General features: G+C 52.9%; 7 protein-coding genes. 4 read left to right on the forward strand and 3 right to left on the reverse strand.

Going from position 1 to position 13,109, the window contains the following annotated elements:
* The first annotated feature begins 6 nt into the window (after positions 1-6).
* The 4 genes from ACPXV9_RS08050 to ACPXV9_RS08065 are packed head-to-tail and all read left to right on the forward strand — an operon-like array spanning position 7 to position 5,693.
* Positions 7-2,151: a hypothetical protein gene (locus ACPXV9_RS08050; RefSeq protein ID WP_423895934.1), complete on the forward strand. Its 2,145-nt coding sequence runs from the start codon at positions 7-9 to the stop codon at positions 2,149-2,151.
* Positions 2,144-4,180, forward strand: a complete 2,037-nt coding sequence (locus ACPXV9_RS08055) for a DEAD/DEAH box helicase (RefSeq protein ID WP_423895935.1) — start codon at positions 2,144-2,146, stop codon at positions 4,178-4,180. Before ACPXV9_RS08050 ends, ACPXV9_RS08055 begins: the two co-directional genes overlap by 8 nt.
* A complete protein-coding gene (locus ACPXV9_RS08060) occupies positions 4,171-4,959 on the forward strand; it encodes an efflux RND transporter periplasmic adaptor subunit (protein ID WP_423895936.1) in 789 nt (262 codons plus the stop codon). Before ACPXV9_RS08055 ends, ACPXV9_RS08060 begins: the two co-directional genes overlap by 10 nt.
* 44 nt (positions 4,960-5,003) lie before the next feature.
* A complete protein-coding gene (locus tag ACPXV9_RS08065; RefSeq protein WP_423895937.1) occupies positions 5,004-5,693 on the forward strand; it encodes a flagellar brake protein in 690 nt (229 codons plus the stop codon).
* Positions 5,694-5,750: 57 nt separating this feature from the next.
* On the opposite strand, the gene ACPXV9_RS08070 is transcribed toward ACPXV9_RS08065, so the two are convergent.
* The 3 genes from ACPXV9_RS08070 to ACPXV9_RS08080 all read right to left on the reverse strand — a co-directional run bounded on the left by ACPXV9_RS08070 (position 5,751) and on the right by ACPXV9_RS08080 (position 13,041).
* Positions 5,751-6,812, reverse strand: a complete 1,062-nt coding sequence (locus ACPXV9_RS08070) for a 3-deoxy-7-phosphoheptulonate synthase (protein WP_423895938.1) — start codon at positions 6,810-6,812, stop codon at positions 5,751-5,753.
* A gap of 83 nt (positions 6,813-6,895) precedes the next feature.
* The gene (locus ACPXV9_RS08075) at positions 6,896-10,327 is read right to left on the reverse strand and encodes a UvrD-helicase domain-containing protein (protein WP_423895939.1); all 3,432 of its coding nucleotides are present in this window, start codon (positions 10,325-10,327) and stop codon (positions 6,896-6,898) included.
* The gene (locus ACPXV9_RS08080) at positions 10,327-13,041 is read right to left on the reverse strand and encodes a PD-(D/E)XK nuclease family protein (protein ID WP_423895940.1); all 2,715 of its coding nucleotides are present in this window, start codon (positions 13,039-13,041) and stop codon (positions 10,327-10,329) included. Before ACPXV9_RS08080 ends, ACPXV9_RS08075 begins: the two co-directional genes overlap by 1 nt.
* Positions 13,042-13,109 lie beyond the last annotated feature (68 nt).

Consider the following 13,109-nt stretch of genomic DNA (forward strand, 5'->3'; position numbering starts at 1 on the left):
ATTGCTATGTCGGTCAATGTGTTCAGTAAAAACTGGTATCGGGTAGAAAACCTTAAGCCCCGCCTTAAAGTCCAAATCGACATCTCCTCCCAGATGCACCGTGGCGAGCGCTGGTATGTGTTGCGTGACACCATATCGGGCACCGTACAGCGCTATTCCTGGCAGGCCTACAGCCTGATTGGACTGATGGATGGCGAGCACAGTCTCAACCAGATTTGGGAAAATTCCGGCGATCAGCTGGAACAGGAAATGCCGACTCAGGATGAGGTTATTTCGCTGGTTGGTAATCTTTACCAAAGTGACATGCTGCATTTGAATGTGCCGGCCAATGCCCGGGATCTGTTTCAACGCAAGACGGGTAAAGGCCAACGCAAGTTGTTGCAAAAATTGCAGTCGCCACTGGCGATTCAGGTTCCACTGTTTGATCCCACCCGGATACTCGATCGTCTCGTGCCTTTTCTTGACCGGCTGCTGGGTTGGAAGTTCGTTGTACTTTATCTGCTCCTTATTGGCTGGGGCGGGGTGCTGGCACTTCGCCATTTTGATGCGCTGACCAACAATCTCGCCGATCGGGTTCTGGCGGCTGATAATTTGTTGTTGATGTGGTTCTTGTATCCGTTAATTAAAATCATTCATGAATTTGGTCACGCTTATGTGGTGCGGAGATTTGGTGGTCAGGTTCATGAAATGGGTATCATGTTTCTGGTTTTTTTTCCGATGCCCTATGTCAATGCAACGGAGTCGGCGTCGTTTACCAATAAATACCACCGGATACTGGTGTCTGCGGCAGGTGTAATCGTAGAGCTATTGATCGCTGCGGTGGCCCTGTTGTTCTGGTCCATTTCCGAGCCCGGCTTAGTGAAATCCCTGTTGTTTAATGTCGTGTTTATGGCCGGGGTTTCCACCATTTTGTTCAACGGCAACCCGCTGCTTAAATTCGACGCCTACTACGTGCTCTCCGATTATCTTGAGATTCCCAATCTGGCAAAGAAATCGACGTCTTACTGGGGCTATCTGTTTAAACGTTACCTGTTTGGTATTACCTCGGTGCACTCGCCCAGTGGTGATGCGCGGGAATCCTTTTGGCTGTTTTTCTATAACCTGTTGTCGTTTGCTTACCGTTTGTTTATTTCCATCTCGATCATTCTGTTTGTCGGCAGTAAATATTTTGTGGTCGGTGTGGCGTTGGCCATCTGGGCCTTTACCTCGGGCTGGGTGATTCCCTTTGGCAAGACCATCAGCAAGCCGTTTACGGAACAAGAGTTCAGGTTTAATGGCCGCAATCCCTATCTGGTTATGTCAATGGCGGTGGTGTTTGTCTGGGCGTTGCTGTTTGAATTACCGTTGCCCAAGACAACGACGGTTGAAGGGGTGGCCTGGGTATCCGAAGACAAGCGCCTTTACGCGGGTGAAAGTGGTTTTATTGAGCAGGTGCTGGTGAGCAATGGTGAGCCAGTCAAGGCCGGTAATACCATCACAATTTTAAAAAATTACGATCTCGAAGGTGAAGCCAATATCCTTGAGGCACAGTTGAAAGAAGCCAAAGCTCGGTTTCAATCGGTTTACAGCGACCGCGCCAAGTATCTGGTGGTCGCCGAAGAGATCAAACGGCTTGAAACAGAACTCCTTGAGGCTCGGCAAAGTCTGGCGCAGGCCAGAGTGGTCAGCCTCAGTGACGGTCAGGTTGTACTGGGCAATCACACCCAACTGCAGCACAGCTATCTCGAACGCGGTGAGCTTTTGGGTTATATCCTGACTCAGGAAGACCGACTGGTCCTCAAGGTGATGTTACCTGAACATGAGGCGGAACAGATTGCCCGAGAATTACAATTTATTCGGTTGCGCTCGGCCTCATCCCGCTCGTTGGAATTGCCCGCTGAATTGATCGGCTTTACACCTCAGGTAACTCAAATTTTGCCGAGTCTGGTGTTGTCCGATCAGGCTGGTGGGGTCATTGTTATGGACCCTTCGCAGTCAGAAGCGCCAACGGCGGTCGAGAATCACGTTGAATTGCTGGTGGCATCGGACGAAGCGTTTCTGGAGTTTGTAGAAGAGCGTTTCTTTGTTCAGTTCCAATTGCGCAGTGAACCAATTTTCTGGCGCCTGTATCGTGCAGTACGCCGAGTGTTCCTGGAGCAATTTAATGTCTAAATCCGCTGTTGCACACTCCATTGCAAAATGGCTTTATCGCTACCCACAAAAAGTACAGGCGTCAGTTAAGCATCGCCCTGAGAAAGGTTTTAAAAACCGGACCTGGTTTGATCAAATTTTTTACTGGCTGTACAAGCATGTGTTTATTGGCCTGTGCAACCTGCTGATCTCTGAAAGTCGTCTGGTCAGGCAGATCATTCGTCGTTCAGAACAATTCGGTGAGTTGTCAGAACAGGATTTTCAGCAGGTGATGGCCGCCGTGCGTAAGGATTTGATTGAGCAGGGCATTAACAACCGGACATTGGTGGAATCCTTTGCGATGGTACGTGAGGCGGCATTCAGAACGCTGGCCATGCGCCATCATCACACCCAGATTCGGGCCTCGTTGATACTGCTGCGCGGCATGGTGGCCGAAATGGCGACCGGTGAGGGCAAAACTCTGGCGGGTACTCTGGCCAGTTGTACCGCAGCCATGGCTGGAATCAAGGTGCATGTAATCACCACCAACGATTATCTGGCCCAGCGTGACTGTGAAGAAATGCAGCCACTGTTTGATTATCTGGGGTTGCAGGCCGGGACCATTACCAACGAGAGCGAGATACCCGAGCGTCAGGCCATCTATGGCGGCGACATTATTTATTGCTCCAATAACGAACTGGTTTTTGATTACCTCAAAGATTCGCTGGTGCTGGAAGATCGCCGTGATCCTCTCGATGTCCATCGTGAGGTGGTAGACGGCCGCTCGGATTTCCTTAGCCGCCTGATGCATCAGGGATTGTCTTTTGCCATTGTCGATGAGGCCGACAGTGTCTTTATCGATGAATCCAGAACCCCATTGGTGATTTCCGGTGGTGATGTGGATATGGAAGACGAAGAAGATTATCTGCGTACGGTGATGTCGGTGGCCAATAATCTGATCGAGGGCACTCACTTTAGTCTAGATTTGAAAAACCGTAGAGTGTTGATGCACGCAGAGGGTATTGAGGCGGCTGAGCAAATCAGTCTGGATATTGGTACGGCCTGGTACAACCTGATTCGTCGCCAGCAAATGCTGACGCAGGCATTGTCGGCTCTGCACCTGTTTCACCGCGATAAACACTACATCGTTGTGGAAGAGAAAATTGTGATCGTTGATGAGTATACCGGTCGTCCTTCAGGGGATCGTTCCTGGGAAGGTGGATTGCATCAATTGATTGAAATAAAAGAAAGCTGCCCTTTAACCAAGCCCCGTAAAACTCTGGCCAAGATCAGTTATCAGAATTTCTTCCGCAAATACTTTTATCTGTCTGGCATGACCGGCACCGCGAAAGAGGTGCGCAACGAGTTTCTCGGTGTCTATGGCTTGAAAGTCAAAGCGGTACCATTGCTGAATAAATCCAAACGCAAACAAACCGGTTATCAGGTATTGAAAGATCAGGCAGCGAAAGAGCAGGCCATTGTAGAGTCCGCCTGCGAGCAGGCTAAACGGGGACGTTCGGTGTTGATCGGTACCTCTTCGGTCAAACAGTCCGAGGCACTGGCTGAATTGATGGATAAGCGCGGTGTCGATTATTTCTTATTGACCGCCAAGCAGGATCAGCAAGAGGCGGAGATCGTAGCCGGAGCCGGACGCAGTGGTCAGATCACCATTGCCACTTCCATGGCCGGTCGCGGTACGGACATCAAGCTGGATGCCGATTGCAAGGCCGCCGGTGGTTTGCATGTCATCATTGCCGAACTGAACGACAGTGCCCGGGTGGATCGCCAACTGGCTGGTCGTTGCGCACGTCAGGGTGATCCCGGCAGTGTTGAATACATTCTTGCCTACGATGATCCGATCGTGTTGATGTACGGCTTGTATTTGTCCCGTGTGATTCACACAATATGCGGATATATTCCGCCGTTGCGCAATATACTGGGGCATGGTCTGCAACGGTTTTCGCAATGGCGGTTGGAAAAACGTCACGCCGGTGAGCGGCGGCAGACATTAAAATCGGATGAAAGGGAGCGACAGACTTTGGCTTTTTTGGGAGGCGGTAAATGGCATTGAGTGCCGGTATAAAACACTGCGGTGTTTTGGTGATGGCGTGGCTGGTGACATCTTCACTGGCGTTTGCACAGCAAAGTGAAGACATGGCAACGCCTGGGCCGTCCGTGGATTATTTGCCTGCCATGGGCTGTATGATTGAGCCTAGCATGCGCATTGATGTCAGCAGCCCGGTTACAGGCGTTGTCGATAAGCTCTCGGTCAAATTGGGCGACAGTGTCAAACGAGGGGGTCGCCTTTTCTCTTTAAAGTCAGGGGTTGAGGCGGCCTCGGTAGAACTGGCCAAGGTGCGGGAAGAGTTTGCCCAGCGTCAGGTAGAACGCAATGACATCCTGTTTCAGGATAATCTGATCTCTGCACACGAACGGGATGAATTTATTACCGAACTGCACGTCGCCCAGAAAGAGCTGGAGCACGCCAGAGCGGTGTTGTCCCAGCGTTCTATAGAGAGCCCGATCAATGGTGTGGTGATTGACCGCTTCAATGATCCGGGTGAGTTTGTAGGCACTGACCCAATCCTGACCCTGGCCAGTCTGGATCCACTGAAAGTTGAACTGGTGATGCCTTATGAGTATTTCGAGAAAATACCCCGTCAGGGCACTATCCATATTTATCCGGAAGCTCCTGTGAATGGCGATTATCTGGCTAAAATCACCATGGTAGACCCGATCATTGATGCGGCCAGCGGTACCTTTCGGGTGAGAACCGAGCTGCCCAATCCAAACGGGATTGTGCCCGCCGGTATCAAGTGCCGGGCGGCATTGTCTGAATCGACACAATAACAGTGAATGGCTTGTGAATGGGCCGATAACAGGTTGATAAACCTATGATGAAATTCGAAGAGTTGGGGCTGGTTAACTATCAGCAGTTGCATATCCACACCAACACTACCGGTGAAGCCCAGCGGCTGATCAGCCATTACGTTGGCTGTATTCCCGACAAAAGTATTCTGCTGACCTTGCCGCGTACAAGTGACGGACGGCTCAGTCCGGAGGGGCGCCTCAGAACCGGAGACAGTATTTCCATCAAGGCATCCACCAGCAACGGTCTGGTGACGTTCTCCGCCAAGGTGCTGGGACTGAATTCATCACCTTTTCCGCTGTTGTATCTGGCCTACCCACGCAATTTCAGTTTCAACAATGTGCGCAAGGACCCTCGCGTGGACATCACGTTGCCACTGGAAATGACCTTTGCCAGCGGTGTCAGTGCTCAGGGGGTGTTTTCCGATATCAGTATCTCCGGTGGCAGAATCCGCATGGAAACCGCGGGGGCTGAAGTAGGGGAGCAGGTAAACATTAAATCCCAGCTACAGGTTGCCGGCGTGGCTCGCAATATCGAATTGTCAGCCTTGATCCGCACCTGTTTCGATCTGCCCGCTGGTGATACCGGAGCTTTAAACAATCAGGGTGAGCGTGTTTATGGTGTGGAGTTCACAGAAACCGACGAGCTTAAATCGTTGATACTCAGCGCGTTTATCAATGCGGAGATGGCCAAACGGCACACGGCTGTGCATTAAAAGTCATGCATAAAAAAACCCGGCAGTGCCGGGTTTTTTTGGTGATCAGTCAGCTGATCAGATGCGGCTTTTAAGGGCATCACCGATGCTCTCGGCCATGCTTTTGAGGGTGGCTTCGGTGGTATCCCAGTCAATGCATTTATCGGTAATGGATACACCGTACTCCATATTGTCAGACATCTTCTGATTGCCTGCGCCCAGATTGCTTTCCACCATAATGCCGATAATGGACTTGTTGCCTTCGATGATCTGATTGGCAATGTTTTCCATAACCAGTGGCTGCAGCTCGTGGTTCTTATTGGAGTTGGCGTGGCTGCAATCCACCATGATGTTGGTGGAAACGCCGGCACAGGCCAGCTCCTGTTCGCATACCGCAACACTCACAGAGTCGTAGTTTGGCTTGCCGTTACCGCCACGCAGTACCACATGCCCATATGGGTTACCTTTGGTGCGGGTAATGGCTACCTGACCTTTGGTGTTGATACCCAGGAAGCTGTGTGGGCTGGATACGGATTCCAGAGCATTGATGGCAACCGTAAGACCACCATCGGTGCCGTTTTTAAAACCTACCGCTGAAGACAGACCACTGGCCAGTTCACGGTGAGTCTGGGATTCGGTGGTGCGTGCGCCAATGGCGGACCAGCTGATCAGATCCTGCAGATACTGTGGTGAAATTGGATCCAGAGCTTCGGTGGCTGTGGCCAGTCCCATCTCCGATACGTCCAGCAGCAGTTGGCGACCAATGTGCAGACCGTCCTGAATTTTAAAGGTGTCATCCAGATACGGATCGTTGATCAGTCCCTTCCAGCCAACGGTGGTGCGGGGTTTTTCAAAATAGACGCGCATAACGATGTAAAGAGAGTCTGAGACTTCGTCAGCCAGCTTCTTCAAGCGCTGGGCGTAGTCCTTGGCTGCATCCACATCGTGAATGGAGCAGGGGCCGATAACAACCATCAGGCGATGGTCTTTGCGGTCCAGAATATTGCGAATGGTTTGACGGCCTTCAGTTACGGCTTTTTCAGCCGCCGGGGTCAATGGCAGTTCATCTTTTAGCTGATCAGGAGAAATAAGAACTTCCTGAGAACCAATATTTAAGTCATCTACAGCGGTTTGAGTCATGGTTGTTACATCGTCTTAATTGTGCAAAGGCGGTTATTCTACTGAAATTGCGCCTTAATAGGAGTATGAAATCCGGGTTTTTTCTAAATTTCTACTGCTTCCAGGTGCTTCAACATGGGGAAATAGAGCGCAGTTTGTATTTTGCTGGCAGCAACGGGGTTGTCATTGCCGTTTTCCTGCGTCTGATAAAGCCTTGCGTAGTGTTGTAGCTGCACTCGGTACTCATCAACTTCCTGTTGCAGGAATTGTTTCAGACTTTGACCCGGGGCCGGTTCGCTGCTTTTGTAATCCACAATCCAGCGGGTGTCGCCATCAATAAAGGTGCGATCCACAATCGATAACCGCGGTGTATGGCCTGCTTGCCACAGCTCCTGCTCACACTGACTGTCACTGTGGCTGTTATCCAGCAGCCAGCGGCCAGTATGATCATCGAGGGTATTGGTCAGGCCGGTTGTCACGGCATCCACTGCCTGGCATAGATGTTGAGCCGTCACCCCGAGATTTTGCAGTTGTACCTGCCAGCAATGGCGCTGGCGCTCGATGCGTTCACTGCTCCAGATGGCAACACCATCTAGGGTTACCTGACACAGAGCCTGATGCAATATGGTACCCATGTGACGGCGCCAATGATTATGCAGCGATAGGGGTTCGGGAATGTTGTCCTCGTCATCGAACTCTTCCCCGCGATAGGGCTGCAACAGCGGGCTGATTGCCAGTGCCGGGCGTTGCCAGCTTTTTTCAAGCCGGTAAATAACGTCTGTTACCGCAGTGTCTCCACCCGAGGTGGAGCCGACTGAGTCATCTTCCAAGCCTATAATTTCATCTTTGACCACTGGCCATAATGGACCGAGCAGCGAACCGGGGGAAGGGGCTTTGAGTTCACCCTTGTCGGTTTTACTCAGGTTGGCCAGCAGGTGCAAACGCTTAATCGCCCGGGTGCAACCCACATAGAATAACCGGGTGGCCTCCAGTTTCTGTTTCAGCTTTTCCTCTTCACGCAGATAGTTGTAGATGGCATCGGCATCAGCGCCTTTGGGTGCAAGAGGCCCTAACAACAGCTGCTTTTCATGGTCTTGATTGATGCGCTCCTGAAATAACAACAATTGGTGATCATCCGGTCTGGCGCCTTTGTCGATGCCGGGAATAAACACGTGATCGAATTCCAGTCCTTTGGATTTGTGAATGGTCATCACCTGAACCGGGTTGTGACTGGTGATCTGAGGCCGGGCATAGAGACGTTCGACATCGGTCGCGAATTCCTGCCAACGGGGCAGGCTGCCACCCTCATCGTAATTCTGCAGTAACTGGAAAAAATCTTCGGCGTTGTTTAAATCACTGCTGTCGGTTGCCGCCGCAGGGCCTCCAAGCGCCAGCCAGAGCCCATGAATTACTTGTCTGAGGGATTTACGGCGTCGACTTTGCCAGGCGTGATGAATCAGTGCAACGCTGCGCTTGAGGTTACATACCCCTTCCGGTGAGAGATCCGGAGTGCTGGCAGCGTCGTTCAGCCATTCGATGATGGATGGCATCAGGCTGACAAAACCGGCCTGTCCATCGGCCAGAGGTTGCAGGCCTGCCACGGTTAACAGATCGCTGTTATTCAGGCCCATCCATGGGGTACGCAGCAGGGCAAGCCAGGCGTTGCGATCACCCGGGTGGGTCAGAGCTCGGGTCAGGGTCATCAGGTCGGTAATGGCCATGCGCCCGGAAAGTGGCTCGATATCGGTCGCCTGCCACTGGATCTGGTGTGCCTGTAAGGCCGGGATAATGGCTTTAAGGTAGCCGCGATTTCTGACCAGAATGGCAATGGAATCAGTGGGGAATTGGCTTTGCGTCAACCGGATTTTGCTGCAAAGGGTTTCCGCTTCCAGCAAACGGTTGTCGGTATTCAATAAACCCCAGCATTGTACGGCGGTGCCTTCCAGTGCCGGTTTAAAGGCTTCGGATTCACTGTAGCGTACGGCACCGCGGGCAATATCATCCCGCTCGGGAAAGGCCTCGGCAAAGGTGTCGTTCACCCAGTTAACGATCTGGGCTTGTGAGCGGAAATTGACGGTCAGATCAAGCTTCTCCAGTGCCACGGTGCCTATGCCATGGTTGCGGGCATCCAGAAAGATGCCAACATTGGCGGCGCGAAAACCATAACAGGATTGCATACCATCGCCGACGATAAACAGGGTGCGGCCATCTCCGGCCTCCCAACCTGCGGTTAATCGTTCCAGCAGCTGTAACTGCGGTGTTGAGGTGTCCTGAAACTCATCCACCAGAATATGGCGAATCTGGTAGTCGAGCATCAGGGTGGTATCGGTGGGTGATTCCGAGTCCCCCAGAGCTTTCAAAGCGCCCTGTGTTACCTCGATAAAATCGGTGGCATTGAGCTGGCGGAAGACCAGCAACAGCTCACCGACCAGCCTCGGCAGAATTGATGTCAAGGCTGCCAGCAGTTGCCACTGTTGTTCCGGGTAGCGGCCCGGCGGCAGATAGCGTACAACACGCAATTGCTCCTCCAGTCCCGGTTGTTGGCGCAGCTGTTCCAGCAGATCGACAAAGTGTTGCTTGCGCTCGGCCAGCAGGGCCTTCTGCTGTTTGTCTTTGGCGGTGGGGAAGCCGACATTCTTGTTGATGCCCCGTGAACTGCGCCAGCTGTTACTGCTGGTCAGCAGCAGTTCGGTCAGTGCTCGCCATTGATCCAGATCGGCGCACGACGTGCCGGGCAACGTGGTAATTCCCTGTAGCTGGCAGATGGCTGAATCTGGCTTGTCGTTACGACAATTGCCAGCAGCAAAGTCGGCCGCCAGACACAGGTCCGAAGCCAGTGGGCCGAGGGCCTGCTGCAGCTGTTGCAGGCTTTCTGTGATCAGTTGGTTAAGTACCGACTCGAGATAATGACGGGCATCACGGGTTTGCATTAACGCCGCCATCCACTGATCGCGTCTTTGCAGCAGGGACATGAGCAGATCCCGGGTCGCCTCCAGATTATTGTCCAGATGAGCCAACAGGTATTGCAGTTGATCGACAATGGACTCATCACTTTCCAGTAATCGGAACAACTGGTTAATGGCTTGCTGATAGGCGGTTTCAGGCCTGTCGAGCATCTGGGTGGAGCCACCCAGACCACTGGCTAACGGCTGAAACTGGGTGATTGAACGACACAGACCATCAATAGTTTGAATTCGCAGGCGACCGGGGTTGTCCAGTAGCGCCCAGCCTTGTTCCTGATCCCGTTGCAACACACTTTGCGCAAGGTCCCAGGTCAGCTGGTCATGCTCGGCCTCGGGTCTGTTGCTGCTGGCCGCCTGAATCAGGGCACTGCTGATGCGCTCCTGCATTTCGGCCGCGGCTTTACGGGTAAATGTGATGGCGAGGATTTCTTCGGGCTCATTGGCGGTAGCCAATAAGGTCAGTACCCGCTGGGTCAACAGACCGGTTTTACCGGATCCTGCCGGGGCGGTTACGGCAAAGGATCGTGTTGGATCCAGAGCGGCCTGTCGGGCTTGATAATCGGCGGGCTGCATCAATCTTTGTCCTCGGTTACCGGCGGTTGTTGATTGAGCCGAAGAATGGGAGACAGGTACTCATAAAAGTGCTGTTGTGAGACCCCTTTGAATTGGTTGAGGGTGTGCCCCTGCTGAAATTCCTGTGCCAGTGATTCCAGTGTCTGTTGCCAGTGCTGCAATATCTCTGGCCAGTTATCGGGCAGCTCCATCTTGGCGCCATCACTGGCCGGAGAGATATCCGGATGATAGTCCTGCAACTGTCCGATACCCATGGCGGTGGTTTGTCTGGCGTTGATCTGGACAAACATCAATGCCTGAATATCACTCTGGTAGGCCAGGGCATAGAGTGGCAGCTGGGGTTCCTCGGGCCGGTCTCCACCCCAGTGTTTGATGTTGGGTGAGCCGGTCTTGTAATCAATAACAATCAGCTCACCGGTTGCCAGTTGATCCAGTCGGTCAAGCCGCAAGGTCAGTGGTAAGCCAGCCAGCTCGGTGTGGATGGATTGTTCGTGGGCTATCACGGTAAAACCGGGGCGCTGTTTTTCCTGATCCAGCCAGCCAATAATGAGACGACTCTGGCGACTGATTTCATTAGCGGCGTAGTTATCCCCTATGACGCCGGGCTCACGACGTTGATAACGCTTAACCTGCTCGGTGACGGCGGTTTTGACCAATTGTTGCAATGCTTCGGGTTCGGCCGTTAGCAACTGCTGCTGGTCGCCCAGCTTATCCCAGATGATTTTCAGGGCGTTGTGCAGGATCTGACCCCGTTGAATGGGGCTAAAGCCTGCGGTCGGTTCTATTGGTTGGCGGGCACCTAGGCGATGAATCAGAAATGCGGCCATGGGGTTGATCGCCTGATTTCTGAGTATCTGTGAGCCACCGCGAACATGCTGTTGTTCGAGGTGTGACAGTGGCGGTGCCCGATGGCTGTCGACGGCTTCCAGCGCCACAGCTTGTCGCTGACAGGCGATATGGTGGTCCAATGGCGCAATCTGGTTCGCAAGTCCCAATGCTTCAGCAGTAACCTCTGGGATGTGTTGAATCAGTTGGCTGGGGGACAGGTGACTCTCCTCGCCCTGAAGTGGGTGGCTGAAGATAACGGTGTTGGCACAGCGCTGATAGTAACCGGTCAGTTCACGGGCGTACTCCAGTTCACGAGTGGCATCGGCGTGGGGCATCCTGAGCTGGCGTTGCATATCAAGAGGTAACAGTGGGTTCGGTTGCGCCGTGGCGGGCCATTCTGCGTGGCTCATGCCCATGACCCAGCATTGGTCAAATACCAATCCCGCGGCTTCCAGCGCCCCCAGAACCTGAATCGGTGATTCGCGGGTCTGGGCCTGAAAGGGGGTGCCACTGGCGTGGCGGTTGAGCAGATCCAAAGCTTCGGATACCGTCAGCGCCGGTTGGACATGGTCGAGGCGACAGAAATCCTCCAACAGCGTTTGCCACTGTTGGATCTGTTGGTATTCATTACTGTCAAGCCGACGCTCTCCGGGCCAGCCCAGTTGTTGTAGCTGAGTCTGAAAGGTTTCAATCCAGTGGCTGGGTGACTGCCTGGCAGGGATACGCCGGCGCTGAGCTTCAAAATCCTGCAGGGTTTTATCGAGCCACTGACCATAAGTGCAGGGGTGTTGCTGTTGCAGCTCATGACAGATTTGCCGCAGGCTGGCGACCTGGACAATGTCCCTTCCCAGACCTTCGAGGCGGGCCAGCAGTTGTTCCTGAAAAGCCAGGTCCTGATTCACCCCCCAAAAGGGCGAGTAGAGCAGATCGGTCAGCGCCTGACAGGTCCATTGGCGATTATTCAATCGCAGCAGGGCCAGAGTATTACTGATCAGTGGTGTTGCCCCCAGAGGAACACCGGTGGAAAAGTTAAAGGGCAGGGTGTAGCGGCTGGTTTCCGGCAGCAGATAATGGGGTTCAAATACCTCGGTCAGATGTCGGGCAATGCGCTCACGCTCCTGACCCAGATTCGGCACCACGATACCAATGGTCGCCGTTTGCTCCTGTTGCAATTGGTTTCTGGCCCAGAGTGCCGCCTGTCTTGCTTCATGATTGCGGTCGTTGCAAGCGATGCGCTGGCACCGTTCGGTCGCTATTGCATGGGTGCTGTTTTGCTGCAGCTGCTCTGCCATGACTTGCAGGGATTCGCTGACCAGCGGCGATACAGTGCCAAAGTCCAGTGCCATTAATTTCTTTTGCTGCGGCAACCGGCCGCTGATAAAAGCCTGATTAACCTGGTTCTGTAAGTTCTCAAACGTTTGCAGCTTCTGTGCCGCCATCTGCGATTGGAATTGTTCAGCCCACTCACAAAATTGACGCTGCTGGTCGCTGTCACAGTCAAGTTCCGCTACGGACAGTTGCCATTGCTCCAGACTGGAAAAGGCGCTAGCAGCGTCTGTGGCAAGTCGCAATGGGTTAATCAGCTCCAGACCGTCGGTGTTGGATTCGATGACCTGTAGCCACAATTGTTGCAACTGCAGCTTGCTGGCCAGAGCCCTTGGATCTTCAAGCAAACCCTGACCAAGTAATTGTTCGTAGCATTGCAACAGCCATTCGCGCAGGGCATAGACTTTGATATTTGGCCAGACCGTCAGCTTTTGTTGCTGCTGATGGTGGTTATAGGCCTGTAACAGTTTGTTTTTTAACCGGCTATTGGGTGTCAGTATCAGGGTGTCTTGCGCGATGTCGTCTAACAGAGGCTCAATATTTATCAGGGGGCGGGGCATGAGTTACTGATCTGTCTGGATTCTAGATAAAGCAGGATGATGGCATAAGGTGGGGTTGTAGAAAACCG

This window comes from Candidatus Pelagadaptatus aseana (genome assembly GCF_040362265.1).
GTDB classification, from domain to species: Bacteria; Pseudomonadota; Gammaproteobacteria; order Pseudomonadales; family Cellvibrionaceae; genus Pelagadaptatus; species Pelagadaptatus aseana.